Origin of the sequence: Flavobacterium reichenbachii (assembly GCF_002217435.1) — a bacterium.
GTDB classification, from domain to species: domain Bacteria; phylum Bacteroidota; class Bacteroidia; order Flavobacteriales; family Flavobacteriaceae; genus Flavobacterium; species Flavobacterium reichenbachii.
Window position 1 is genome coordinate 59,589 of sequence record NZ_MUHF01000023.1, and the last position, 25,535, is coordinate 85,123.

Genomic DNA, 25,535 nt, shown 5'->3' on the forward strand with positions numbered 1-25,535 from the left:
ATTTATTTTGAAATTTCAATTTCTTCTTTAATTTTTTCGATGCAAGATTCTAATTCTTTTTGAATTTCTTTACTCCAAAACCGCAAAACTTTCCAATTCTTTGAAACCAGATACTCATTTACTTCAGCATCGCGTTTCATATTGCGTTCGATTTTTGGAATCCAATATTCGCGATTCGATTTAATGCGTAACTGTTGTGCTTCCCAATTTTTTCCGTGAAAAAATTCGCTGTCAATAAAAATGGCGATTTTATAATTAGCAAAAGTCAAATCTGGTTTTCCAAATATTTTTTTATTGTTTTTGCGATATCGATATCCCAAATTCCACAAAGCTTTTGCAAGTCTGACTTCGTCTTTTGTTCCCGTACTTTTTATCGCCTGCATATTTTTTCTCCGCTGTTCGGGAGTTAAATTATCCATGATCTTTTAAGATTAAATTTGTCTTTGAATGATAAATTTAATCTATTTTTCTCTTAAACCCGAATACAAATCCTCTAAATCATGTAAATCGCCAGACTGAATATAATAATTCTCTGCATCCATTTTGGTTTTAGCATTCAGCAAAGCATTTTTAGAAATAACATATTGATTTTTAATTATATGCTGAATTGTCTTTATAGAACAACAACCCGGAATATCATAATACCAAGCTGTTTTTTCGATTTTCTGCCATAAATTTTCTTTGCTTTCAGGAGTTTCTTTTAAAACAAATTTTATATCAGGCTTAACTCTCACCAAAACAAAAAAATCGTAAGAATCTATATTTGAATTATCAAGATTGGGAATATATATTCCTTCTGAATTCCAATCTTTAGTTTCCAAAAGCAACAAATTAGAAAAGAAAGCTGCAGATTTTACACAAATCGATTTCCCATTTGCTTTTAAATCGGCTTCATCCCAAATTCCTTTTCCATGAATACTGAAATCTGGAAACTCTACTTCAATATTCTGAAGTTTCAAATTTTCGTACAATACAATTTCTGCTAATTTTCCCTGAAATGTGTTTTGAAAAATTACCGCATTTGTTCTCTCAGTTTCTCCACCAGATCTCGCTGGTCTATGAAATCCGCCTTCGTAAACCATTTTAAAGGCAAAATCAAAAGCTTGCTTTATGAAAGCGAAATCAACTTCATTATTTTCAAAACTCTTTTTTAAAGTGATGAAATAGCTATTATCTCTTTGCTCTAACTTCATGATCTTATTTTAGTTCGTAAAAAGTAAAAATACATTTTTAAACTATAGAAAAATATTACAAAAAAAGATCTTGTCTATAAGTGGCCCCACCTGTAATACAAAATCACAAATATGGAAATTTCGTAGAATTTACCAAGTCAAATCATGGAAAATTGGTGATATTCTGAGAGAAATAAAACATCATTTTTACGACAGGAAATTGATATTAGTGGTTTTTCAAATTATCCTAAAGATGACAAACAATAAATGTTAAAGAAAATTTTGATATCATTTTAAAAAGAATATTTTTGTACGTAATTCCCCTATATTCTTAAAACTACTCTATGAAATTAATTTTTAGCGAAACTCAAAATAATGTAATTAATAAAATTTGGGTATTCGGAACTATACTTTTTTCAATAAGTATGCTTCTCTATTGTATCGAAGTTTTTACCCCAAACACTTTTATATTTACACAACTTTGGCGTATCCTTTCTTGGTTTTTCAACACGTTTATTCTTGCCTGGTATTTTTATAAAAACAATAAAATAAGGACCGGAATCACTTTGCAATTATTGAGTATCCCTTATTTTTTTAAAAATAGCATATCCTCTTTTTTAGACTATAATTTGACCAGCTATCTTTACGATTTTACTTGGTATGAAAGTAGCTACATTTACAAAATCATCAATTTTATAGGCTTTCTAATTCCTTTTCTTTATTTTGTTAAGCACTATTTTGCGCTGGAAAACTTTGATACTTCCAAAAAAACAAAATGGATTTTTCCTGTACTGATATCAATAGTTTTACTTAACGTTATTGATGTAGAACTTGAAAATACATTTGGAAATTTTACATTTTTGAATTTCAGCGAACCTTACATGCAGGATATATTTATAACGACTATAGAGCTTATCAATACGTTTAAAATTTTATTTGCCCTTATCGGATTTTTCTACATTACCAATAGATTTGGAGGAATTAAAAGTATCCGAAAACCCATCGACGAGCAATTTATTGATACGAAATTCTTTAAGTGGGGTTTTATTATCAGCTATTTTATTTTGATTCTGACTATTTTAAATCTGGCTCAATCGATACTTTCAATTTCTTTGTTCTCTTCAGAATTTAATTTAGCAGAAGTAAGCAAATTAGTTTCAAGCTATTTTTTATTGCTGTATTCAGGAAGATTTTTAGGCAGTTTAATTCAGTTTCGAGGTTATTCTTTAAAAAGATATTTTGGAGTTATAAATGCTTTTACGCTTATTCCTATAATAAATATTTTTCCGTTTTTAGTTTTACTTCTAACAAAAAAAGCAGAAAACGTTACTCAATATTTTGATAATTTAAAGAAAAACAAAACAATTCATTTAGGTATTTATTGCCTTTTACTAACTCTTTTTCTGGTATATGATTATTTTACAAATGAAGTAAAAACCATAACAGATTTGATAAAAATTCCTGTATTTATTCTAGCAATATTTTTGGTTGCTCATTATAAAATCATGACCAAAATTGTTCCTTTTGCAGTAGTTCTGTTTTTATATTTTGAAGACATAAAACGCTTCTTTGATTTTACCGAAGGTTATCTCGCTTTTTTCAAAGACAAGATCTTCTCCTTTTTATGGCTCTCTAGTTTTGGTGTTTTTATTCTTTATTATGTTTTTTATTATGTTTTACATAAATCCTTTTATGCTGCATATTCAAACACCCAAAACCAAGAAAACTTAACAGCAGATACTGATAAGTTCAATCAACAATAAATACTCATTATGAAAATTATCAAAATAATATATGTACTGGTATTCCTTTTATCAATATCAGGGTGCAAAAGATATAATCTCGAAGAAAATCCAGCCAATAACGAATTAATTCCTCAAAAGACAAAAATTAACAAACAAGATGCTCAAAAGATCTTAAATTTAAAAGTAAATCTGACTTCTTTATCTGAACCTGGTAAATTTAATATTGCTATTCCGGACAATTACAATAGTGGAATTACTGTGTACGAACAAGGTAATATTGGTTTGGAATTTGGAAAAATAAATTTTATAAACCGAAAAGATGTAATTGGCATTGAGTTGGCCTCGGCATTGCTTCCAAGTGAAAGACTTTGTGAACAAAACGTTTATGTCATCAAAGAAGAAAACCCAAACTTGGTGAGCATGCCGGAAATCAAAAAGCAGCTTGTAAAAGAAAATAATATTTACTACGAAGATGCTAATAGCATTATTTACGGCGAAAATTTTACTGTTATCCATTACGAGTACGATACTGCCGCAAAAAGCTATATTTTTTATACTGGAGAAATAGATCATTTTGCAAAATTTCCTGAAAAAGAAAACATGGCTCTTCACATGCTTAAAAATGGTAAAAATTTATTGAAAAAAGATTTCAGCAAAATTCCTTTCAATTCTTGGGAAGAATATGTTTTGAATTCACCTCATGCAGAAATCAATGTATTCAAATCTATTTTTACTAAATTAAATAAAGAAATGAAAGCTTTTCTGGGTCCCAATCAATCTGTATCGCCGAGATCAGAAGGAAACTATGGTTATGTAACGTTTTACAGATCAAATGATACAATGGATTTTGCTTATCTTAATTTTCTAAATGCGGTAAAAACAAATACTTTAGAAAAGTTCGAACTACCTGAAAAAATCAGTAACCGTTTTGAAGAAGTTTTCCTTGATTTAAGATATTCAACATCAAACAAATACAGCTATTCTCAAATAGACAATGTTGCAGCTATAAAAATTACAGATCCAGAAAATAGTGATCGTGTTCATGAAATATTGATTTGTAATGTACAGCATGACCAAAAAAGTTTTTATTTAATTACAAATGAGGTTTCAGACCTTACGAGGGATTTTTACATTAAAATGTTCAATTATTATTCAAAAAACAAGACGTTGGATATTCCTTCTCTAAAAAAATAAATATGAAAATTATACTAAAATTTACTGCATTAATAGCACTAATAACATGCAGCGGTTGTCATTTTGTCGGGGAAGATTTAATTGAAGTACCTGTAAAAGATGAAATTACTTCTTCTGGTGAAATCAGTTTGAAAAAAGGAGAAACTGTTGTGTTTTGGACCAAGATAAATGCCAATACTGCATATCCTGAATACAGCATTAAGTATCTGATTGAAGAAAATAACAAAACCGTTGAATTTGACAGTATTAGCAGATTTACTTCTGGAAGAGATCATATAATAAATGCTAAGGCAAGTTCTGGAGATGCACCTGAAAAGACTTCTATATATAAAGAAAGTTTTGAATTTGAACTTGAAAACAAAAAATTTACTGCTCCAAAAGACGGTAAATACACCTTTGATTTCAAGCTGACAAAATTTGGGTCTGAGTCCGAAGCTGTTTTCAATAGTGATATGTCTATTATTTTAAGAAAATAACAAATTCATTTTTGATATTATTTTGATATACAAAAACGTCTGGAGTTATCTTAATTTTTAAAAGCAAAGTACGCTAAGGTTTAATTTTACTATACGCATCAAAAACATAAAGTTCGCTAAGCTACATCAACATAAAGCTTTGCGAACTTTGTGTTTTTATTAAACACTCCTGTAAAAAATCTTAGAAATATAATTCTAAAACTTTAGCTCTAATTATTTTTTTCGACATCAATTTTAAAATTGTACTTATCAGATAATAATTTTAAAATTTTTGTTGGTATCACTAATGTTGAATTTATAACACCTGTTTCTTTATTATAATTAGTCTTCACTTCAGCTCTATCTGATGTGTTTTCAATAATGGTAAAGTTCAAATTGTTATCTAGTGACTTAATTGCCCCCGATTTCCAATATTCTACAAGTGCCGGGTAATCTTCCTTTAGTAGATAATATCCAAGTTTCAATAAACTAATATTAACCTTGTCATTTTCTTCAATATCTTTTGTTTTGAGTGCTAAATCAGCGTATTTTAAAATATCACTAAATTCTCTTTTCTCTAGAGAATAGAGGATTTTTAAATAATATGGATTAAAATTGTCCGGATTTTGTTTAAGTCTTCTTTCTAAGTATTTATTACCTTCCACAAAATTATTTTGAAAGAATAAGGATGTATATAATCCATCAAGTAGAAAACTTTCGTAATCTTTGCTGCAATTAATAATGTCATAACTATCATTAATTACATTTTCATACATTTTATTTTCAATTTCATATTGCAATATCTTTTGATAATATTCTAAATTGCATTTTACTAGTTCAATGATTTTTTTATAATCTTTATATGCTTCTTTTTTGTTTCCTTGCAGCTCGTACAACATTGCTCTACTTGCTAAATGCTCAGGCTTTAGCTCTAAAGCAATTATCTTATTTACAATATTTATAGCTTTATCGTACTCCTTCATATTGTGATAGCCACTCGCTAAAAAAGTCAACAATTTAATATTCTCATTATTGGTTTCTAAACCTTTCATCAATTCTTTTAAAGCCTCTTCCTTACTTTGGTAAGCGTATAAAATTCTTGACAAATCAATTATAGCATCGATATCATTAGGATTTATCTTGATTAATTTACGATAGTAAAATATTGCTTCATCATATTTTTCCATCGTAAAATATCGTTGAGCAACAACAGCTGTAACTTCTGGAGAATTATTTTGATTGATATAGTCTAAAAGCGCTTGTGTGGCTATTTTATTATTCCCTAAACAATCTGTTAATTCCGCAAAATAGGTTACAGTAATATCGTCAAATTTGTTTTCTGATGTGATTATTGATTCCAAAATATTGATAGCATCTTTACACTTGGATTTAAAATAAAGAAGCTTAACTTTTTGTAATAAATAATCCCTTTTTTGCCCGTCAACTTCTAATGCTTTATTAACAAAAATTAGAGATTTATCATAGTCTTTAGTTTTTTCTAATGCTAAAGATTCATCATAATATTTCCTCGAATCATTTTGACTAAACAAATGAGAGCAAGAAAACATTATTAAAATTGCAATATTTTTTTTCATAAATTTATTCTTTAAGCGCGTCTTTAGCCTGATTAAAAAGATATTTGACATATGGTAGTTTTAATTCAACTTGAATCTCCGTATAAATAATCGGAATGAATATCTGACCCTCTTTAACCACAGTTATTTTTATATTGTCTTGTATGTGTTTTTCTAATGGACCTGTATTTTACTCATTTAATCTATCCGCTTTATTTCGTTCTTCTCTTCTCAGTTTTTTCTCTTCTTCTGCTGATGAGATTTTTGTGCTAGCAGTACCAAATTTTATTGTTTTAAAATCTTTTTTCAAAGTCATATCAGCTATATTGCTCTCTATAAGATTAGGTGAGCAAAAAATAACACAAACGTTATGATGTAGATATAAATTTCCATGTTCAATTAGTTAGCTTCCATAAAAATAAGTAAAACTAATTGAAAATAAAACAAGTCTTTTTTACAGTACTTTTAAAAAATGTTCGTCGATTAAAACGAAAAAAGCCTCTACAATGCTGTAAAGGCTTTTTGTTCTAAAATTGTGGTCCCACCTGGGCTCGAACCAGGGACCACCTGATTATGAGTCAGGTGCTCTAACCAGCTGAGCTATAGGACCGGTTTAGAGGATGCAATATTACTACTATTTTTGATTTACACCAAATATTTTAATACTTGATTTGCATTTAATTTCAATTCAATCCCTTTGTTTTAAGAATAAGATTGATTTTCAAGCTCTTATTTAAAATAAAAAAATGATCTTTTTTATCTTATTTCCTGACAAAGCTCAACCAAAACTCCATTTGTATTCTTTGGATGCAGAAAAACAACTAATTTATTATCCGCTCCTTTCTTCGGAATGTCGTTAATCAATACAAATCCTTCACTTTTTAGACGTTCTATCTCAGCTTGAATATCTTCAACATCAAAAGCAATGTGATGAATTCCTTCTCCTTTTTTTTCTAGAAATTTCGCAATAGGACTTTCAGGATTTGTTGCCGTTAGAAGTTCGATTTTATTTACACCCGTCTGAAAAAATGAAGTCAGCACACCTTCGCTTTCTACAGATTCCATTTTGCATGAGGGCACACCAAGCAGTTTTTCAAACAATACATTGGCGTCATCCATATTTTTTACTGCAATTCCGATATGTTCTATTTTGTTTACCATTTCATTTACTTTTTCAAAAACAAAATTTAAGTTACTTATTTATATAGGTATTAAAATAACCGCATTCAGCAATAACATCCTGATAATATTTGGTGTCCGAATACTCTTTTTTCAGAGCTTTAAAACCTTCCCAGGCAATAAAATCAATTTGATCATCCTTTCTCTCCCACCAGCTCACATTTTTGTATGTGGTATTATAAAAGTCGTTTCGATCGCATTTGGCCATCATGTAGAGACACTTTGCTTTTTGCTCTTTTGTGGTTGCCGCATCAAAAGCTTTCTTGTAATACATCTTTGCAATGTCGCAAGAATAAGTTCCCGCATTATCAGTTGGGATACTGATTTCATAAAACGTTCTTCCGTTACCAAAATAAGTAATATTATAAAATGCATTTCCGAGAAGTAAACTATTGGTATAAACATCCTCTTTTTGAGCCACTTTATCCTGCATGGATTTTATAGTCGTTAAAAAATCCATTTGAGTATATTTCTTTTTCTGATAAGCTGCATGATCACAATCGTGGCAGTCTTTTATCCCTCCGTTAAACGGATTTCCTAAAAAAGTATAATATTGCACCGAATCGGTTTGCTGCAGAAAAGCAATCGCTTCAGGAATTTTATTTTTGTAAGTCGCCTGAACAGCTTGGAAATTATTAATATCCTTCAGCTTCAAATGATAAATTCCTGCTCCAATTTTCTCTATTTCAGTTTTATTAGACTTGGTCAAAAAGGCTTTCATGTCTAACAAATCTTTTTCGTTATCATAAAAACTACTTTGATAATTCCAATAATCATAACGTGAAGCTCCAAAAAGCTCAGACATTACCGGATTCCCTTTTGCTTTATAAAGTACTGCCAAATAGTTTTTACTCCATTGCGCAGCATTCTGATAACGAAATTCGTTTCCTTTATAGTTCGTTGGAAGCTCTTGATAAAGCCAATTTAAATCGGCCAGGATTGTTTTTTCATTTTTATCGGTCAGTTTATCAATTTTACTGAGATTATTTATAAAGCGTAATAATCGCAATTGATATTCTGCCAATTGTGTTTTAGGAAGTGTTTTTGCTGCTTTATCAAAATTTTTATCTGCATTTGCATAATCACTTTTCAAAGTCTGAAGATATCCAAGAGCCAAATCCCACATATATGGCTTGTCTGTATTTCCTGCAGCAGCAATTTTTGCTAATAAGTCAAAAGCGCTTTTATCCAGTTTAGATTCGTTTTCTGCTTTATTCTCTGCAATCGACTGCGGTTTCATCGGCAGATTTTCTCCTGCTTTCTGCTGAAAAGAACTATTTATGTTCTCCTCCATTTTATTAACCAATCGGGTTAGCAGATAATTCAAATGCTCGCTTTTAGAATCTAATTCGTAAATTTTTGCAATCGCTTGTTTTTCATCTTTATAAAATCCGTGAATGGCCCAAAGTGCTGCTTTTTCGTTATTATTCTTCGCCATTGCAAGCGATTTAGTCCAATCTGCTTCGCTCTTTGGTCGAAAACTGTAAGCGGTAACAATTCTCAATTCCGGACATTTATCAAAAACCTGCGCATACAAGTAATTTGAAACTGCATATTTTTTCTGCTGATAATTTATTCCGGCCACATACGAGAGCGCACGATAATACAAGACATTTTTGGGAACTGTATTTTCTGTTTTATTAAAAAACAAGATTGCTTTCTGTTTCTCATTACTGTAAAAACGGGCTTTCATTGTTAGAAACCAATATCTGTTTTTTAAGAATGAATCTGCAGTCATATTATACACATTTTCAATAGACTGAATCATTTTTACATCCTTAAAAGTTTTAGCTTTCACAGGTTCATAACTCCAGTAATCATCCCCAATAGAAACCGTTTCTATTTTTTGTGCCAAATACAGAAACTCAATAAAACTCTTAATTTTATCTTCTTTCAAATTAATTTTCTTACCCCATTTTAGAGAACTTTTATTGTCTTTTTTGGTTTTAAAAAAAACATGAAGCTGTTCTATCTCTGCTTTATTGGGAGACGGTTTTTTTGTTCCTTCATAATAAACCGGCTTTTCATCTCCAATCAAGAAGTAGTTTACCGTCGTCGTATCTGCTTTCCCTTTTAGATAAGCAGCCCAATCAGATTTTATATTATCGTTAAAACGAGAATTGTGCTGGGTATCAAAACCAATTCCGTAAAAAATACCGCCTGATAAAAAAAGAGGCGCATACGACTTATCTGCAAAAGTTTCTGGCGTAAAATTAGAATTGTAACCAAAGTAATCCCAATCGTCTCCACCGCCGCAGGCATAAATTATTCCGTATACAAAAAGTAAAGAGGCACTAGAAACAAGAAATAACCTGCTCAAAAATATTCTTTTCATAGTTTTTTAAATTGAATTCGTCTAAATCGTAAAATATAATTTCTTTTGGAGTTCGAGCCAGATTTTCATCAAGCTCTTTTGCTATTTGTTTTAAATCGTCTGCCGAAACGGCTTCTATCTTCAGCAGGTCTTTTTCTTCATAAAAAATTCCGTTTTTATAATTGGAATGTTTTACCTTAAAAAACAAAGCACCTGCCTGCTCAAAGTTACTATCTTTTTTAAGTTCCGAAACATTCACTTTAGAACGAAGCCCTACCACTTTTTGATTTCTAATATGAACTCCCCAAGAAAAAATTGGCAGTGCAGCATCAAGATTTAGGGGATATTTTTTGAGGCTTTTAAGATATTTTTCTGCAGCTTTCTGATCGTAAATAGAATTTGAAGAATCCGGAGCAATTGACCCCATATTATAATACATTAAAACACCAGAATCTACATTTGGTATTTTTGTTTTTTTGAAATATTTTACCTGATGAAGTCTTATTGTGGCAGAAAGTTTTTTATGCGAAAGCTGTTTAAATCGTTCTATAAATTTAAGATAATTATCTCTGCTGTTTAAAGTCCAGTCGCAGTCAATTTGAATTTCCTGAACCGTAATTTTATTAAATTCGTTGATTTGATTTACAAGACGAATTGATTTCTGAGCCAAAGCTTCAATATCTAAATTAGAATTCAACATTACTTTGTTCTGAACAAAAATAACAGGAACAATGGTGAAATTATTTGCTTTTTCCTCAAAACGAATCGGACTAATGGGAATTGGGTCTTTGGTTTGCTCCTGTAAACCAATATCAAAATACCTAATATATAGCTTATTAACTTTGTTGACTTCTAAAATATTTTTTTCTGTTTGAGATAATTTAAAGATCGTTTTCCAGTAATAAAAAGCAATTACCGGCTGCTCATTTTTACTACAGGAAACCAATAAAAAAAAGACACAAACTAAAAGAAATCTCTTTAACAAAATGCAGAATATTAAATTTGAACTCAAAAGTAAGAAATTATAACAAAAGCAGAGAATTCGTAAACTAAAAAAATAGCAGACACAAAAGGGATAAATCCTAATAAATGGATAAAATATTTCAATTAAAGCAAATATAATCGTTATTTTGTGCAATCAAATTTAAAACCTATATGTTGAAAAACACACTTAAATATTTTTCATTTTTATTTGTATTATTAATGGTAAGCTGTGCAAAAAGAGGCAGTATCACTGGCGGATTAAAAGACACTATTCCTCCAGAGCTAATCTCTAGTACGCCTAAGAATTTCAGTACCAATTTTAAAGGAAACAAAGTTAATTTGGTCTTTAATGAATATATAAAATTAAAAAACATCAATAAACAGCTGATTATTTCTCCTCCGATGAAAGAAGAACCTCTAATTTCACCAACATCGGTAAGTAAATTTATTACCATAGAAATCAGAGATACTTTACAGCCAAATACTACTTACAGTTTTAATTTTGGTCAAAGTATTGCAGATAATAACGAAGGAAATGCTTTAAATCAATTCAAATACGTTTTTTCTACCGGCCCATATATTGACTCCCTTTCTCTAAACGGAAGAATAAAAGACGCGTACGAAAAAAACGTAGACAATTTTGTATCGGTAATGCTTTATGATGTAAACGATAAGTTTAAGGATTCTGTTATCTACAAAGAGACTCCAAGATATATTACCAACACTTTGGACAGTATGAGGACTTTTAAATTTGAAAATTTAAAAGCCGGAAAATACCTGATGGTTGCTTTAAAAGACAAATCGTCTAATAATAAATTTAATCCGAAGGACGACAAAATTGGTTTTTTAAAGAACTATATCACGGTGCCAAATGATACGGTTTACGAAGTTGAATTATTTAAAGAAACTTTACCATTAAAGACCTTCAAACCTATACAAGCCTCTGGAAATAGGTTATTGCTTCCTTATGAAGGAAAACAGAATTTTAAAAATTCTAAACCTAAAATTACTTTAAGAAATGGCAGCGAAACCGTTGAAACTATTGTAACACAGTTTCCTAAAAAAGATTCCCTTCAAATTTGGTACAAACCCATAAAAGTTGATTCGCTTTCGCTGGAAGTGGATAAAGACAAGTATAATAAAAAGTTTACTGTTAAAATTAAAGATCAGAAGAAAGACACTTTAAATATAAAAGCAGTTCAAAGCGGAAGCATTAATTACAGAGATCGATTTACATTAGAAACCGAAACACCGCTGGTTAAATTTGACAAGTCTAAAATTAGACTGATTAACAAAGATTCTGTCGCTGTAGATTTTACTACAGAATACGACGAATTTGACCAAAAATTGTATGTAGATTTTAAGAGAGAACCTTCTAATGCATATAAATTTACTTTTTTCCCCGGCGCTCTGACTGATTTTTACGAAAAGACAAATGATACTTTATCTTATAAATTAGCCACAAAAGAACTTTCTGACTACGGAAATTTAATCCTGAATCTAAAGAATGTAAAACGTTTCCCGATTATTGTTGAACTAACCAATAAAAAAGGCGATAACGTTCTGGCCTCTGCTTATTCTGAAGGCGAAACAAGAATCGAATTTAACTTAGTTGTTCCGGAATTATTTACCATACGCGTAATTTATGATGATAATAAAAATAAATTATACGATACCGGAAGCTATCTGGAAAAACGATATGCAGAAGAAGTATATTATTATCAGCAGGCATATGATGTCCGTGCCAATTGGGATCGGGACGAAACTATCGATTTAAGCATACCTTTTAGTCCTGAAGTAGAGAAAAAACAGGATGAGAAAAAGAAAAAAGAGGCAGAGAAAAAACGAAAAGCTTTCTAAATTTCAATTTCAAAGTGATCTCTATCGCTTAAAAAGTCGAGTTTTTTTCGAGTTTCCAACAATATATTTTTATCTAATTCGACCACAAAGACAGCTTCTGTTTCTTGTGGTTCGAGGATAAAATTTCCTAAAAAATCAACAACCTGAGAATGTCCGATATGCTCATAATCATGTGCATCGAGACCCACTCTATTTACTCCTGCAACATAACTCAAGTTCTCAATCGCTCTTGCCTTAAGTAAAGAATCCCAAGCATTTGTACGTACTTTTGGCCAATTTGCAACATACAAAAGTAAGTCGTAATTCTCGACATTTCTCGCAAAAACCGGAAATCTCAAATCATAACAAATCTGAAGACAGATCTTCCAGCCTTCATAGTCCACAATTACTTTTTCCTTACCGCTGCTGTAAAATTGATCTTCTCCAGCCAGCGTAAACAAATGCCTTTTGTCGTAATATTTAATTTCGCCTGACGGAAAAACAAAAACCATCCGGTTATAGTATTGTCCATTTTCAACAATAATCAAACTTCCTGTAAGAGCACAATTTTTCTCCATTGCCATAGACTTCATCCAGGAAATAGTTTCGCCCTCCATCGTTTCTGCAACAGCCGGCGCATTCATAGTAAATCCGGTAGAAAACATTTCAGGAAGAACAATCAAATTAATATCAGAATCAATTTGTTTTATCTTAGTTTCAAAATTACTTCTGTTTTTAGAAATATCTTCCCAATGAAGATCCGATTGAATGAGTGCGATTTTCATATTTTAAATTTAAATAATAATCAAATCAGAATCCGATTTTTTATATACTTCCAGTTTTTTATGATCTGGATTTAATTCTGTAATAATATAATCAACCTCAGAAAGGCTCGCAATTTTCATTTTCAGAACAGTATTGAGTTTTTCTGAAATCGTTAGAATCGCAGTTTTTCTAGAAGCCTGAATCATCGCTTTCTTTACCTGAACTGTTTCCCAGTCAGAATCTGAATATCCTCCTTCGACATCCAGAGCATTAGTTCCAAAAACCAACAAATCGACTTTAATATTAGCCAGCTGATGAAATACTTCACCGCTAACACACATTTGGCTGTATGATGAAATACTGCCTCCTATCATAATTGTTTTGATATTGGGTTTATCCAAAAGCTGTACTGCAGACAATGCTGTAATGGTAAAAACGGTAAGATTTAAATCGTTTGGAATTAAGCGAATAAATTCTCTAATGGTAGTTCCCCCATCAATTAACAAAACCATTCCGTCATGAAGAAGATTTATAGCTTTCTGAGCAATAATCTGCTTTGATTCTACCGCATAGGTTTGGTTCGATGACGAATAATGATAACCATTTGTCATTGCACCGCCTTTTACTTTAATCAAAAGAGATTCAGATTCCAGCTCATTAATATCGCGTCTCACAGTATCTTCAGAAACTCCCAACTTAGCCGAAAGTGTTTCAAAACTCACACGCGTGTGCAGGTTTATTTCTCTCAAAATGTGGTTCTTTCTATCTTCTTTACTATAATTTAATACTTCATTATCAGCATCCATACTCAATATAATTTAATTATAACAAATGTAAACATTTCAAATAATATTACAGACTAACAAAACCAAACGGCATCAACAAAGCGCGGTTAAGGTATCTAAAAACAAAAAGCGCATTCAAATTGAATGCGCTTTTGTACTATATAAATTGAATTATATTATCCTTTTAAACTTGCTGCTAAATACTCACGGTTCATACGTGCAATATTTTCAAGAGAAATTCCTTTAGGACACTCTACTTCGCAGGCTCCAGTATTTGTACAGTTTCCAAAACCTTCTAAATCCATTTGGTGAACCATATTTAAAACACGGTCAGTTGCTTCAACTTTACCCTGAGGCAATAATGCATATTGAGAAACTTTTGCAGAAACAAATAACATTGCCGAAGAGTTTTTACAAGTTGCCACACAAGCTCCGCACCCAATACAAGCTGCAGCATCAAAAGATTTATCTGCATCGTCTTTGTTAACCGGAATTGTATTAGCATCAATAGTATTTCCTGAAGTATTTACAGAAATAAATCCTCCTGCATGCTGAATTCTGTCAAAAGAACTTCTGTCAACCACTAAATCTTTAATTACAGGAAAAGCTTTTGCTCTAAATGGTTCGATAAAAATTGTATCGCCATCTTTAAACATACGCATGTGTAACTGACAAGTTGTTACTCCTCTGTCTGGTCCATGTGCTTCTCCGTTGATGAATAAAGAACACATTCCGCAGATTCCTTCACGGCAATCGTGGTCAAATGCAACTGGCTCTTCTCCTTTGTTGATTAATTGTTCGTTAAGAACATCAAGCATTTCAAGGAAAGACATGTCTGGTTCGATTCCATCAATAGGATATTCTACAATCCCTCCTTTATCTTGGGCGTTTTTCTGACGCCATATTTTTAATGTAAGTTTCATACTGTTTTAGTTTGAAGGTCATAAGTCGAAAGTCGAAAGTCGCTTGACATTTTAGCCATTAGACTTTAAGACTTTTGTCTTTTGACTAATTGCTATTTGTAACTACGCTGTACTAATTTAATGTTTTCATAATTCAGAGCTTCTTTGTGTAATACGGCATCACTTGGTTTTCCTTTGTACTCCCAAGCTGCAACGTATGCAAAGTTATCATCGTCACGAAGTGCTTCTCCTTCTTCTGTCTGGTATTCCTCACGGAAGTGACCTCCACAAGATTCGTTACGGTGTAAAGCATCTTTTGCGAACAATTCTCCTAATTCTAAGAAATCGGCAACACGAGTTGCTTTTTCTAATTCCTGATTAAATTCGTTAGCGCTTCCCGGCACTTTTACATCTTTATAAAACTCTTCACGTAAAGCAGCAATTTCTTCGATAGCTTCAGTCAAACCTTGAGCATTACGAGCCATACCTACTTTATCCCACATGATTTTTCCAAGTTTTTTGTGGAAATAATCTACAGAATGTTTACCGTTGTTATTGATGAACTTATTAATTTGATCTACAACAGCTTTTTCAGCTTCAACGAATTCTGGCAAATCTGTAGAAATTTCTCCCATTTTAATATCTGGAGCTAAATAATCTCCAATAGTATAAGGAAGTACAAAATATCCATCAGCTAAACCTTGCATCAATGCAGAAGCTCCAAGTCTGTTTGCTCCGTGATCAGAGAAGTTAGATTCTCCAATTGAGAAACATCCAGGAATTGTAGTCATCAAGTTATAATCAACCCAAGTTCCACCCATTGTGTAGTGAACCGCAGGGTAAATCATCATTGGTGTTGTATAAGGATCTTCATCGACGATTTTGTAATACATTTGGAATAAGTTTCCGTATTTACTTTTCACGATTGCCGCTCCTAATTTAGTTATCAAAGCAGTATCTTTATCATCTAAACCTTTTACGTAAGCATCTTCAGTTCCGTAACGTTTAATTGCTGCTGCAAAATCTAAGTAAACCGCTTCACCCGTTTTGTTAACACCAAAACCAGCGTCACATCTTTCTTTAGCTGCACGAGACGCAACGTCACGAGGAACTAAGTTACCAAACGCAGGATATCTTCTTTCTAAGAAATAATCTCTATCTGCTTCAGATAAATCTGTTGCTTTTTTCTTTCCTTCACGAATTGCCTGAGCATCTTCTAATTTTGCAGGAACCCAAATACGACCGTCATTACGTAACGATTCAGACATCAAAGTCAGTTTTGACTGGTGATCTCCTGAAACCGGAATACATGTTGGGTGAATTTGTGTGTAGCAAGGATTTGCGAAAAACGCTCCTTTTTTATGAATTTTCCAAGCTGCTGTTGCGTTACTTCCCATAGCATTTGTTGACAGGAAAAATACGTTTCCGTATCCTCCAGAACCAATTACTACCGCATGAGCAGAGTGTCTTTCTATTTCTCCGGTAATTAAGTTACGAGCGATAATACCTCTTGCTTTCCCGTTTACGATTACTAAATCAAGCATTTCGTGACGGTTGTACATTTTTATTTTTCCACGACCAATCTGACGGTTCATTGCAGAATAAGCTCCTAACAATAATTGCTGTCCTGTTTGTCCTTGTGCATAAAAAGTACGAGAAACCAAAGTTCCTCCAAAAGAACGGTTATCTAAAAGTCCTCCGTATTCACGAGCCAATGGTACACCTTGAGCCACACACTGGTCAATAATATTTGAAGAAACTTCTGCCAAACGGTGAACGTTTGCTTCACGTGCACGGTAGTCACCTCCTTTTACAGTATCGTAAAACAATCTGTAAACTGAGTCACCGTCTCCTTTATAATTTTTTGCTGCATTGATACCACCTTGTGCTGCAATAGAGTGCGCACGACGAGGTGAATCCTGAAAGCAAAATGCTTTTACGTTATATCCTAATTCTGCCAAAGTAGCCGCAGCAGAACCTCCAGCCAAACCTGTACCAACAACGATAATATCAAGATTACGTTTGTTAGCAGGGTTTACTAAATTAATATGATCTTTATAATTTGTCCATTTGTCCGCTATAGGACCATTTGGAATTTTTGAATCTAATGCCATTATAATTGATATTAATTATTGAAATGATGAAATAATGCGATAATCACGAAAGCAGCTGGAACTACAACAGCAAAACCATAACCTACTTTACTTAAAAATCGAGAATATTTGTTGTGCATCCCCATTGATTGAAGAGAAGATGCGAATCCGTGCCAAAGGTGAAATCCTAAAAGGATAAAAGAGATACAGTATAATCCTGTACGAACTGGACTTTCAAATTTATGAACCAAATCTTCATAATATCTTGTGGCATTTGGTGCTTCACCTGCTACATATTTATAACTAAGTTCAGGAAACCAGAAATCATAAAAATGCAATCCTAAGAATGCCAGAATAACCAATCCAGAAATAATCATATTTCTCGAACTCCAAGAAGCATTTGCTGCTCCATTGTATCTTGCATAAGAAATTGGTCTTGCTGCGCTGTTTTGAGCAGTAAGTACAAATCCCATTACGAAGTGCAAAATTACTCCGAATGCCAAAACTGGCTGCATTACATATTGTATCAGCGGATTGTAACCCATAAAATGAGAAACTTCATTGAAGACATTCTCACTAATTACAGAAATAAAATTTAAGGTAACATGCAGCGCTAAAAACGTGATTAAGAATATTCCCGAAAGAGCCATAGCCACTTTCTTTAAGATGGAAGCATTCAACTGTGCAGATTGTGCCATAATTGTTTAAGTAGTTTGTTTTAAAAAATTATACAAAAATAACTCAATTACAAAAGAACTACAACCATTTCGCTGTTATTTATAATGATTTTAAAATAGAGCCCGTATACGTATTTTTACTTATGAAATTATTTCTAATAACAATTAATTTAGTATAGAAAACCGTAACAAACTACTCCAGAAGGGTTTTCTAAAAAAATCGACATGAAGAAGTTTACTAAAAATTTATCATATTATTATTTTATTTAAACTTTTGAGTTGTTTTCTTCAAAAGTGATTCTCCGGCTTCATTTTATTATATCAAAAAATTGCCAGTCCGTCACATAGTTTTACCTTTATCGGCTTAAAATTTAATAATGAAAACAGGAATTGATGCTATCTCTTTTGATGTAGCCAACATACACTTACCTATAAAAACTTTGGCAGCTGCCAGAAATATTGAACCAGAAAAATTAGAAAAAGGTCTAGGATTATTAAAAATGACTTTGCCCGACGTTCACCAAGACGCGGTTGTTTTTGGAGCAAATGCTTTAACAAAGCTAATTCTCGACAATAAAATAGACCTAAGCGAAATCAGCCGGATTTATGTTGGTACCGAAAGCGGGATTGACAGTTCGAAACCAATTAGTTCATATCTGATTGCTTTGATGGAACAAAAATTTGGCGAAGACAGTTTAGCAGAATGTGATGTTGTAGATTTTACTTTTGCCTGTATTGGCGGGGTTGATGCGCTGCAAAACTGTCTGGATTTTGTAAAATTAAATCCCACAAAAAAAGCTGTCGTTGTAACAACTGATTTTGCAAAATACGATTTAAACTCTACTGGCGAATATACGCAGGGTGCCGGAGCGGTGGCAATGCTTGTAACTTCAAATCCAAAAATCATTGCTTTTGATGACAATTGGGCAACGAGTACAAAAGGTGTTTTTGACTTTTTTAAACCTTACAGAACTATCTCGAAAGAAGAAATTACAAAAAATAAAAATAACGATTCTTGGTTTGACAATTTAGAAACCGAAATCGAAATTCATAAAGATCAGCCGGTTTTTGACGGACAATACTCCAATCAATGTTATATGGATCGTACGCGAAATGCTTACTTTTCTTTTAAAAAATTAAAAAACACAACTGAAACTTTATACAGTACCTGGAACAGCATTATCATGCACTTACCGTATTCTTTTCAGGGACGCAGAATGTTATCTGAAATTTATGCTTTAGATAGTGCAGAAAAAATTATTTCTGATGACATTACTCCAGCAGATTATCAGACAAAAATTAAAGAAGTTGGAAAATCTGATGATTACCGAAAATTTGTAACCGATAAATTACAGCCTGCTGAACTGGCTTCGTCTTTAATTGGAAACCTTTATACAGGTTCTATTTTCATGGGATTATTATCGACTTTGGCACATTATTACGATACAAACCAAGAAGTTGCCGGAACTAAATTTGGTTTCCTTGCTTATGGAAGCGGATCGAAATCGAAAGTTTTTGAAGGAACTATTCAGCCAGAATGGAAACTAGCTTTGGAGAATGTAAAACTTTTTGAAAACTTAGAAGAAAGCATAGAAATTGGTTTTGAAACTTATGAAAGTCTTCATAAAAAAGAACAGAAACAAAGCGTAAGAACTCCTAAAAACGAATGGATTTTAGACCGAATTGAAAAAGAAATTCCTGTTTTAATTGGGGCGAGATATTATAAATGGATTGATTAAGAAATTCCAAAATTTTTAAATTCCAATAAATAGAAAACCGAAGCAGAAATGACTTCGGTTTTTTTTATGAAAATTATTGATCATCATCAACTTCATAATGCTGTTTAATTTCTTTAATAATTTCAAACACAACATCAATATTTTTTTCCTTGTATCTTCTAGCCCAAAAACTGTAAATCCAAAATGTACTTACTTTTACGCTGTAATCAGGATCTGGATCGCCTTTTGTATTCTGTTTAATTAAATCCAACACCTTTTTCGAAGCAAACTTACTGAGTTCTTTAAAATGAAAATCAGGATACTGTGTATTTTTTCCTAAAACCATTATTTTATAGATTTTATTTAGAGCCTCTTCTGGATTTTCAGTCCTATAAATATCGTTATGACTTTCAATCAAAATATCTACAATAACATTTAGATTGGAATCGTAATAGGTTTCATCTGAAATAAAAGCATAAATCAAAGGACTATAACTATCAAATGTTTTTTGAATTGATTCAGGGTTTCGCCCGATCATTTTATCGACCGCTACCAAATCGTCATACCTATAAGAATAAAAACCTAATTCTATTGATCCTCTCAAATAACAAATCGATTGTTTTCTTTGCAAACTCAAGAAATCAGATAAAAAAAATCCGAAAAGTTCCTGAACCTTTGATTTGGTATATGTTTCATCGAAAAGCTCTATAAAATAATCTCCTGTTTCAAGATCTGGAAAACTCATTTTACTAAATCCGTAGTAATCGTGATCTGATTCTTTTGCATCATCCTTACTTACTACTTTTACTGGGACTACCACTTTTGTAACTTTTTTTTCATTTGAAGGAGTTTCGACATCTTCTCCAAGTATTTTTTTTAAAATCCCGTATAAACTGTCACGATTATAAGACTTTACCATTAATGCATTAGTTGACGCGACAAATAATGATCCTGCAAAAACAATTACAGAAATCAAAATCATTAAAAATCCTAACAGCTTTGTTGTTATATTAACCGATTTTTTTATGTGCAGTAAAAGGCTAATTACCAAACTGGAGACTATCAAAATTGCTAAAGAAATAAAAAATCGATCACTAGAGTCATATCCTGGAACTGCTAAATCCAAATTTGAAACAATTGCCACAACAGAAACTATAAAAGCAAGAATTCCGAAACCGAGATTAATAGAAAATGAGTTTCTCCAAAATTTATCATTCATCACATCCTTGCTTACCTCATTAATTGTCGAATTGGAATAGAAAATTCCGGCAATTAACATTTGAATGAGTATCGAAAACATCCATAAAATTAAAACCGATGAACCAATCAATAAAACAATAGTTGTTGGAAGTCGATTAAAATCGTTTGTGTAATGAAAATCATGGAGCGCAAAACCGCCAATCAGGATTACTAGAATTTGAATTATTACTACTGTTTTATAAGACTTTATCATTATTTAATTTATATATTCTTTTTACTTCAATTAAAATTTTAATAATCTCCTTTGCACTTACAAATATCCATCTAATTTCATTCTATAATACAAGAAATTTCTTAAAAATATAAACTTTTGAAATGCCTACGCAAGAAATAGCAAATATTTGTTGTGAAGTAAAGCTTTATGCCTGCCTGGTCTTTTAATTTAATCCGAAAACGAAATGACAAGATCGTGTCAAAAACCTTTGTCAAAGTTTTAAACTTTGACAAAGGTCGACGTCCTAAACAACTAAATTAATCCTTTTTATCCTGTTGTTCGGTCTGAATAAAATTTCCATTTACAGATCGATCTTCGGCATTCATTCCGTTGGACATTCCTAACATAAAGGCGGTTATTATTAAAAGCAATTTTCTTTTTACCCAATAAAGAAGTGGCTGCTTAGATTGCTCTAAACGTGTTTTATTTTTGTGTTTATACATTTTGAAAATGATAAATGATTAGACATTACAGATCATTTTATGCCTTAAAAGCATAAGTACTTAAGAAATAAATTCCTTAAGCGATGTATAAACTTGTACGTAAGTTTTTTGAAGTTTCTATTTCATTTACAAAAATAGATTGTTTTATAAATGAATTTATATTTTGATGAAGCAGCGCTTGCAATTGCACTACGCCTTTAACATAAAAACCGAAAACAATTTTAAGTTTCAGATAAGTTACAAAAACAGAAAAAGAAGTTTTTTCAGAAGATTTTCCCTTTTGAAATACATGTAAATGGAAAATTTTAAAATCTAATTCGCGTTTTGAAATTACATACGAAGATTGATAATAAGCCGCTGATTTGGATTGAGAACCTAAAGTGCCGTCAGTCGCAATCATGGCAAAAACCAGAAAGAGAGAAAGAAGATATTTTAGATATTTATTCAAGATTAAGTTTATTATTGTTTTATTTCTATGGCAAATCTATCACATTTGATTTTACTGCCCTAATTGTGCTTTCATTTGCTCTGCCAGAGACTTAAGTTTTGGATTCCCAACTATATAAATATTTGCCTCTGCCAGCCAGCTGTCGAAGTTTTTAATATCTTTTTTTTCATAATAAGCACCCAAAATATTAAAAGCGTTCTCGCCGTGGTACGTTTTATCTTTGCATTCTTTAAAAACCTTACGGCAAACAACTTTAGCTTCTTCTAAATGATCATTTTTAACTTCGGCGTAAATTAATTCTTTATTGGTGTAAGCGTCGAGCGGATTACTTTTTAAGGCTTTTTGCAAAACTTCTACCGCTTTTTGATATTGTTTTAGACCGTTATAAGAAAATGCCATTTCTACTTGAAGTCCTTTGTATTCAGGGTTAATTTTATCTGCTTTTTCTAGATATTCCAGCGCTTTTTGACATTCATTCCAGCCGTTATACATATAACCCCAATCGTAAAGCTGTTTTATAGAACCTTCTTCTTTTTTGTAAAATTTGAGCCATTCTGGAATTTTATCAATATGCAATTCTTGAAACTTCGATTCTGGAATAAAAGCTACTAGTGTATTATTAGGCTGCAATCTAAATTTCATAGAACTTGTTTTGTCTCTTATAGTCGGAATGAATTTTCCACTGGCATCAATTATAAAAGTACCTTTAAAATCAAATGTCAACCCGGCTTGAGAATCTATATAAATGAATCCAAAATTATGCGCTCCCGTACTGTCGGCCTGAAACGCAATCCATTTATCTTCGCTTTGAACAAATTTTTTATCAAACTTCATTTGGCTTTGTGCCGACAGATTTAATGTTAGAGCGAAAAAAATCAAGCTGAAAATCTTATACATATTTGGAGTATTTCATTTGCTATTCAAAAACAAATAGTTCAAAATTCAAATATATAGATTTCAATACAATTTACTATTATCATTCTTACAAATTAGAAAACCCAATCCCGAAACAAAAACCACACAACTCAACAGCATATAAATTCCGTCTTTCAAAACAAAAAACGAAAAGCCAATTGCAATTGAACTAATCGCAACCATTAAAGCCAATACTAAATGACTTTTGATAAAATTTAAAGCATGCAAAGACAGACCGATAAATAGCAAAGATGGTCCTATAACAATAAAAGGATAAAAAATAGAAGGCGTATTACTAATCTGAACGCTTAATGCTTGTTTTGCAATTTCATTATTTTGATAACTCCACATTATAAAGTCAATCGTACAGAGACCAACATGAGCAATAACGCCTAAAGTAGTTGCAATAGAAGCGAGGAAACTCAACTTGTTTTTAGGAAAAACATCATTGAATGACGATAACAAACAAGCTCCGATTAAATTAAACCAATGTGCAAAATCTATTGACTGTTTAAAATCTAGCAAAATATTGGAAAAGAATACATAACTGATCAGGAAAAATAATAATCCGAAGAGGCAAAGGTGTTTTGTTTTCATAAATTAATTTTAAATTGATGAGACAAAACTAAAATGGAAAACTTTATTAAATACTGATTTTATTGGCTTTGGTACAAAACACATCGTTTTAGGTACGAAATTATAATGTCAATAAGCTTTCTTTAAAACTTTTAGAAACCGGAAGTTCTATTTGAGTGAGAATAACGGTATTTTGGTTTCTCCACGATTTAAAATGCGACGGATTTATTAAATGAGATCGATGGATTTGAATTAGGAAATCGAAATCTTCCTGAACTTTTTTGAGTGAAGTCCGAATTAGTTTTGACTTCAGTTTATCATTTTCGGTGTAAAAAATCTCAATATAATTTTGAGCGTTAGAAATGCAGACCAAATCTGCTTTATTTATTTTTAAAATATCCAATTTATTTTCACCTTTAATGATTAAAACATCTTCCTTTACAGGAATGAGTTTCACTAAATATCTTCTTGCGAGAATAATTAGCGGTGTCAAAATCAAAACTACTTTTACGAAAATTATTGAAAAGAATTCGGCGAAATCATATCCGCCTTTTAAGATCGGGCTTTTATAATAGGCGTAAATTCCAATCAAATAAATAAAATAAAAAAAGAAAACACTTAAAGTTTCTAAAGTGAGATTCCATTTTAATATTCTCCGATAGACTTGTTTTTGAATGAAAACCAAAACAGCATAACATAAAAAAGCCAAAACGCTAAATCCAATACTGATTAAAAGCCAAGATCTGAAATTTATAGTTCCGTCATCAAAAGGTTTTATGATGAAAGCAAAAATAAAGAGCCATAATGCAATCAATAAACCTACTATAAGATTATGTTTTATGGAAATATTTAGCTGTTTCATTTTTTCACAATCCTTTTATTGATTTTAATTCTACAGGAGACCTAACAGGTTTTAAAAACCTGTTAGGTCTGACATTGCAATTTACCCTATAACTTTCATTTCCATAATGGGCATAAAACGGTTTTTTATGGAAGTTTCAAATTCGCCAATTTTTACAAATCCCATTTTCGAATAAAAACCTTCTGCGTTTGGTTCGGAATCGAGAATTATCTTTTCTATGTTAGTTTCTTTTATTCGGTTTAAGAAATCTAAAAGCAAATATTTCCCTAATCCGTTCCCAATATATTCGGGGAATATAAATAAATTATCGAGCTCAATTACCTTTTCTTCTTTAAAAACATAAGAATAATAACCTATAATTAAATTGTCATTTACTAACTTAAATACATTTTGATCTCTAATATAATCTTTGGAAATCGTTAGGTTTTTATCCCATTCTAGAATTTGTTCTACCGAATATCCCCAATATGCTTTTGATTTTTTGGTTATTTCTGTGAGAACTTCATGGTCGGTTATACTGGCTTTTTGAATTATCATTGATTTGAAATTTAAATCTATTGAACCTTTGTCAAAGTTTAAAACTTTGACAAAGGTTTTCGTAAATTGCTTTATAGACGAAATCTAGATCTTGGGTTTGGATTTTTCTTACTGTTATGTCTTTTACTTACATAATTATTCTTCAATTATAATTTCATAATCCGATCTCGCCCTCCTATTCTCTTCCATTTTATTACTAAAGAAAGTATCTATACTTATTTCGTTGTCTAATAATTGCCATACTTCATCTTGGGGAAAATGTTCTAGAATAAAGTCATTTGGGTCATCTAAAAAATATCTGGCATTCCACGAATTCTGCTCCCCATCATTGGTAAGAGTCGATTCTCTTCCCCATGTAACATCAATTAACTCCCATTTATCATAAAGCTTTACTGCATTCCAAGCATGATTTGGTTCACTCAATTTTTTACCATTATAACCATATCCTTTCGCATAACCAATAATTACAACGCATTTAATCTTAGCATTATCACAAATTGCTTTAAACAAATTGGCATAACCTGAGCAAACAGATTTTTTGTTTGCTAATGTTACTGCAGCAGAAACATCAATGTTCTTATTATTCAAAAAAGCATCCCAATCATATTCTATATTCTCTATCATCCAAAAATAAACTCTTGCTAAAATTTCGGTTTTGGTTTTAGCATTTTTCTTTAAGTATTGAGTCAAAATCGCCACATCTAAAGTTTCAGATTCCGGAACGTTTTTGACATATTTTTCTATCTCTTGAAAATTCTTCATTTGAGCATAGCCGAAATTCGAAATAAATAAAATCATTATTATTAGCAGGATTTTTTTCACACTTTCAATTATAAGTTCTTTCATTTTATCTCTATAAATATTCATTCAAACCTAGACATTCA

At 31.5% G+C, this 25,535-nt stretch carries 25 protein-coding genes and 1 tRNA gene; 5 read left to right on the plus strand and 21 right to left on the minus strand.

The window, feature by feature from the left end:
• Window positions 1-2: 2 nt before the first annotated feature.
• Together B0A68_RS19560 and B0A68_RS19565 are read right to left on the minus strand one after the other, a co-directional pair.
• Window positions 3-419 (minus strand): very short patch repair endonuclease, encoded by a 417-nt coding sequence (locus tag B0A68_RS19560; RefSeq protein WP_035681682.1) that lies wholly within the window; start codon window positions 417-419, stop codon window positions 3-5.
• 42 nt (window positions 420-461) lie between these two features.
• The gene (locus tag B0A68_RS19565) at window positions 462-1,193 is read right to left on the minus strand and encodes a hypothetical protein (RefSeq protein ID WP_035681680.1); all 732 of its coding nucleotides are present in this window, start codon (window positions 1,191-1,193) and stop codon (window positions 462-464) included.
• A gap of 323 nt (window positions 1,194-1,516) precedes the next feature.
• Here B0A68_RS19565 and B0A68_RS19570 point away from each other — a divergent pair, with 323 nt between their 5' ends.
• Genes B0A68_RS19570 through B0A68_RS19580 form a run of 3 tightly spaced genes read left to right on the plus strand, consistent with a single transcriptional unit; the run spans window position 1,517 to window position 4,587 of the window.
• Window positions 1,517-2,935 (plus strand): hypothetical protein, encoded by a 1,419-nt coding sequence (locus tag B0A68_RS19570; RefSeq protein WP_035681677.1) that lies wholly within the window; start codon window positions 1,517-1,519, stop codon window positions 2,933-2,935.
• Between the two features lie 9 nt (window positions 2,936-2,944).
• Entirely contained in the window at window positions 2,945-4,111 is a 1,167-nt protein-coding gene (locus B0A68_RS19575; protein ID WP_035681675.1) for a hypothetical protein, read from the plus strand.
• Window positions 4,112-4,113: 2 nt separating this feature from the next.
• A complete protein-coding gene (locus B0A68_RS19580) occupies window positions 4,114-4,587 on the plus strand; it encodes a hypothetical protein (protein ID WP_035681673.1) in 474 nt (157 codons plus the stop codon).
• 209 nt (window positions 4,588-4,796) lie between these two features.
• On the opposite strand, the gene B0A68_RS19585 is transcribed toward B0A68_RS19580, so the two are convergent.
• From B0A68_RS19585 to B0A68_RS19605, 6 genes are all read right to left on the minus strand, one after another.
• Window positions 4,797-6,161 carry a tetratricopeptide repeat protein gene (locus B0A68_RS19585; RefSeq protein ID WP_035681670.1) on the minus strand — a complete coding sequence of 455 codons (1,365 nt, stop codon included), beginning with the start codon at window positions 6,159-6,161 and terminating at the stop codon, window positions 4,797-4,799.
• 169 nt (window positions 6,162-6,330) lie between these two features.
• Complete coding sequence (locus B0A68_RS24795) at window positions 6,331-6,456, minus strand: hypothetical protein (protein ID WP_262486739.1); 126 nt, start codon at window positions 6,454-6,456, stop codon at window positions 6,331-6,333.
• Window positions 6,457-6,676: 220 nt separating this feature from the next.
• A tRNA-Ile gene (locus B0A68_RS19590) sits at window positions 6,677-6,750 on the minus strand.
• 146 nt (window positions 6,751-6,896) lie between these two features.
• Entirely contained in the window at window positions 6,897-7,301 is a 405-nt protein-coding gene (mce, locus tag B0A68_RS19595; RefSeq protein WP_035681667.1) for a methylmalonyl-CoA epimerase, read from the minus strand.
• A 31-nt stretch (window positions 7,302-7,332) separates the two neighbouring features.
• Window positions 7,333-9,654, minus strand: coding sequence for a hypothetical protein (locus B0A68_RS19600; protein ID WP_035681665.1), 2,322 nt, complete (start codon window positions 9,652-9,654; stop codon window positions 7,333-7,335).
• Window positions 9,614-10,618: a hypothetical protein gene (locus B0A68_RS19605; RefSeq protein WP_035681662.1), complete on the minus strand. Its 1,005-nt coding sequence runs from the start codon at window positions 10,616-10,618 to the stop codon at window positions 9,614-9,616. The genes B0A68_RS19600 and B0A68_RS19605 overlap by 41 nt, the downstream gene beginning before the upstream one ends.
• A gap of 170 nt (window positions 10,619-10,788) precedes the next feature.
• Between B0A68_RS19605 and B0A68_RS19610 the strand changes: the two genes are divergently transcribed.
• Window positions 10,789-12,477: an Ig-like domain-containing protein gene (locus B0A68_RS19610; protein ID WP_035681660.1), complete on the plus strand. Its 1,689-nt coding sequence runs from the start codon at window positions 10,789-10,791 to the stop codon at window positions 12,475-12,477.
• Here B0A68_RS19610 and B0A68_RS19615 read toward each other — a convergent pair.
• From B0A68_RS19615 to B0A68_RS19635, 5 genes are all read right to left on the minus strand, one after another.
• Entirely contained in the window at window positions 12,474-13,241 is a 768-nt protein-coding gene (locus B0A68_RS19615) for a nitrilase family protein (protein ID WP_035681657.1), read from the minus strand. The two genes, B0A68_RS19610 and B0A68_RS19615, sit on opposite strands and share 4 nt — an antisense overlap.
• A 9-nt stretch (window positions 13,242-13,250) precedes the next feature.
• The gene (locus B0A68_RS19620) at window positions 13,251-14,027 is read right to left on the minus strand and encodes a DeoR/GlpR family DNA-binding transcription regulator (RefSeq protein ID WP_035681654.1); all 777 of its coding nucleotides are present in this window, start codon (window positions 14,025-14,027) and stop codon (window positions 13,251-13,253) included.
• A 155-nt stretch (window positions 14,028-14,182) separates the two neighbouring features.
• Window positions 14,183-14,929: a succinate dehydrogenase/fumarate reductase iron-sulfur subunit gene (locus B0A68_RS19625; RefSeq protein WP_035681650.1), complete on the minus strand. Its 747-nt coding sequence runs from the start codon at window positions 14,927-14,929 to the stop codon at window positions 14,183-14,185.
• 92 nt (window positions 14,930-15,021) lie between these two features.
• Window positions 15,022-17,022 (minus strand): fumarate reductase/succinate dehydrogenase flavoprotein subunit, encoded by a 2,001-nt coding sequence (locus B0A68_RS19630; RefSeq protein WP_035681648.1) that lies wholly within the window; start codon window positions 17,020-17,022, stop codon window positions 15,022-15,024.
• A gap of 11 nt (window positions 17,023-17,033) precedes the next feature.
• A complete protein-coding gene (locus B0A68_RS19635) occupies window positions 17,034-17,699 on the minus strand; it encodes a succinate dehydrogenase cytochrome b subunit (RefSeq protein ID WP_035681646.1) in 666 nt (221 codons plus the stop codon).
• A 356-nt stretch (window positions 17,700-18,055) separates the two neighbouring features.
• On the opposite strand from B0A68_RS19635, the gene B0A68_RS19640 reads away from it, so the two are divergent.
• Window positions 18,056-19,417, plus strand: coding sequence for a hydroxymethylglutaryl-CoA synthase family protein (locus B0A68_RS19640; RefSeq protein ID WP_035681643.1), 1,362 nt, complete (start codon window positions 18,056-18,058; stop codon window positions 19,415-19,417).
• Between the two features lie 73 nt (window positions 19,418-19,490).
• On the opposite strand, the gene B0A68_RS19645 is transcribed toward B0A68_RS19640, so the two are convergent.
• The 8 genes from B0A68_RS19645 to B0A68_RS19680 all read right to left on the minus strand — a co-directional run bounded on the left by B0A68_RS19645 (window position 19,491) and on the right by B0A68_RS19680 (window position 25,497).
• The gene (locus tag B0A68_RS19645; protein ID WP_035681642.1) at window positions 19,491-20,849 is read right to left on the minus strand and encodes a hypothetical protein; all 1,359 of its coding nucleotides are present in this window, start codon (window positions 20,847-20,849) and stop codon (window positions 19,491-19,493) included.
• A gap of 278 nt (window positions 20,850-21,127) precedes the next feature.
• Entirely contained in the window at window positions 21,128-21,313 is a 186-nt protein-coding gene (locus B0A68_RS19650) for a hypothetical protein (RefSeq protein ID WP_035681641.1), read from the minus strand.
• A gap of 76 nt (window positions 21,314-21,389) precedes the next feature.
• On the minus strand, window positions 21,390-21,761 hold the full coding sequence (locus B0A68_RS19655) for a hypothetical protein (protein ID WP_035681639.1): 372 nt from the start codon (window positions 21,759-21,761) through the stop codon (window positions 21,390-21,392).
• Between the two features lie 51 nt (window positions 21,762-21,812).
• Window positions 21,813-22,595 carry a tetratricopeptide repeat protein gene (locus B0A68_RS19660; RefSeq protein WP_165571320.1) on the minus strand — a complete coding sequence of 261 codons (783 nt, stop codon included), beginning with the start codon at window positions 22,593-22,595 and terminating at the stop codon, window positions 21,813-21,815.
• A gap of 123 nt (window positions 22,596-22,718) precedes the next feature.
• Window positions 22,719-23,273 (minus strand): hypothetical protein, encoded by a 555-nt coding sequence (locus B0A68_RS19665; RefSeq protein ID WP_035681634.1) that lies wholly within the window; start codon window positions 23,271-23,273, stop codon window positions 22,719-22,721.
• A gap of 100 nt (window positions 23,274-23,373) precedes the next feature.
• Window positions 23,374-24,114, minus strand: a complete 741-nt coding sequence (locus tag B0A68_RS19670; RefSeq protein WP_035681633.1) for a LytTR family DNA-binding domain-containing protein — start codon at window positions 24,112-24,114, stop codon at window positions 23,374-23,376.
• A gap of 81 nt (window positions 24,115-24,195) precedes the next feature.
• A complete protein-coding gene (locus B0A68_RS19675) occupies window positions 24,196-24,651 on the minus strand; it encodes a GNAT family N-acetyltransferase (RefSeq protein WP_035681628.1) in 456 nt (151 codons plus the stop codon).
• A gap of 135 nt (window positions 24,652-24,786) precedes the next feature.
• The gene (locus B0A68_RS19680) at window positions 24,787-25,497 is read right to left on the minus strand and encodes a transglutaminase domain-containing protein (protein ID WP_165571319.1); all 711 of its coding nucleotides are present in this window, start codon (window positions 25,495-25,497) and stop codon (window positions 24,787-24,789) included.
• Window positions 25,498-25,535: the final 38 nt, after the last annotated feature.

Coding starts and splice junctions, on each gene's coding strand:
- mce (WP_035681667.1), bottom strand. CDS start 7,301: ATGGTAAACAAAATAGAACATATCGGAATTGCAGTAAAAAATATGGAT.
- B0A68_RS24795 (WP_262486739.1), bottom strand. CDS start 6,456: ATGACTTTGAAAAAAGATTTTAAAACAATAAAATTTGGTACTGCTAGC.
- B0A68_RS19615 (WP_035681657.1), bottom strand. CDS start 13,241: ATGAAAATCGCACTCATTCAATCGGATCTTCATTGGGAAGATATTTCT.
- B0A68_RS19610 (WP_035681660.1), top strand. CDS start 10,789: ATGTTGAAAAACACACTTAAATATTTTTCATTTTTATTTGTATTATTA.
- B0A68_RS19585 (WP_035681670.1), bottom strand. CDS start 6,161: ATGAAAAAAAATATTGCAATTTTAATAATGTTTTCTTGCTCTCATTTG.
- B0A68_RS19670 (WP_035681633.1), bottom strand. CDS start 24,114: ATGAAACAGCTAAATATTTCCATAAAACATAATCTTATAGTAGGTTTA.
- B0A68_RS19565 (WP_035681680.1), bottom strand. CDS start 1,193: ATGAAGTTAGAGCAAAGAGATAATAGCTATTTCATCACTTTAAAAAAG.
- B0A68_RS19580 (WP_035681673.1), top strand. CDS start 4,114: ATGAAAATTATACTAAAATTTACTGCATTAATAGCACTAATAACATGC.
- B0A68_RS19660 (WP_165571320.1), bottom strand. CDS start 22,595: ATGAAGTTTGATAAAAAATTTGTTCAAAGCGAAGATAAATGGATTGCG.
- B0A68_RS19620 (WP_035681654.1), bottom strand. CDS start 14,027: ATGGATGCTGATAATGAAGTATTAAATTATAGTAAAGAAGATAGAAAG.
- B0A68_RS19600 (WP_035681665.1), bottom strand. CDS start 9,654: ATGAAAAGAATATTTTTGAGCAGGTTATTTCTTGTTTCTAGTGCCTCT.
- B0A68_RS19575 (WP_035681675.1), top strand. CDS start 2,945: ATGAAAATTATCAAAATAATATATGTACTGGTATTCCTTTTATCAATA.
- B0A68_RS19675 (WP_035681628.1), bottom strand. CDS start 24,651: ATGATAATTCAAAAAGCCAGTATAACCGACCATGAAGTTCTCACAGAA.
- B0A68_RS19625 (WP_035681650.1), bottom strand. CDS start 14,929: ATGAAACTTACATTAAAAATATGGCGTCAGAAAAACGCCCAAGATAAA.
- B0A68_RS19635 (WP_035681646.1), bottom strand. CDS start 17,699: ATGGCACAATCTGCACAGTTGAATGCTTCCATCTTAAAGAAAGTGGCT.
- B0A68_RS19645 (WP_035681642.1), bottom strand. CDS start 20,849: ATGATAAAGTCTTATAAAACAGTAGTAATAATTCAAATTCTAGTAATC.
- B0A68_RS19665 (WP_035681634.1), bottom strand. CDS start 23,273: ATGAAAACAAAACACCTTTGCCTCTTCGGATTATTATTTTTCCTGATC.
- B0A68_RS19560 (WP_035681682.1), bottom strand. CDS start 419: ATGGATAATTTAACTCCCGAACAGCGGAGAAAAAATATGCAGGCGATA.
- B0A68_RS19630 (WP_035681648.1), bottom strand. CDS start 17,022: ATGGCATTAGATTCAAAAATTCCAAATGGTCCTATAGCGGACAAATGG.
- B0A68_RS19570 (WP_035681677.1), top strand. CDS start 1,517: ATGAAATTAATTTTTAGCGAAACTCAAAATAATGTAATTAATAAAATT.
- B0A68_RS19680 (WP_165571319.1), bottom strand. CDS start 25,497: ATGAAAGAACTTATAATTGAAAGTGTGAAAAAAATCCTGCTAATAATA.
- B0A68_RS19650 (WP_035681641.1), bottom strand. CDS start 21,313: ATGTATAAACACAAAAATAAAACACGTTTAGAGCAATCTAAGCAGCCA.
- B0A68_RS19640 (WP_035681643.1), top strand. CDS start 18,056: ATGAAAACAGGAATTGATGCTATCTCTTTTGATGTAGCCAACATACAC.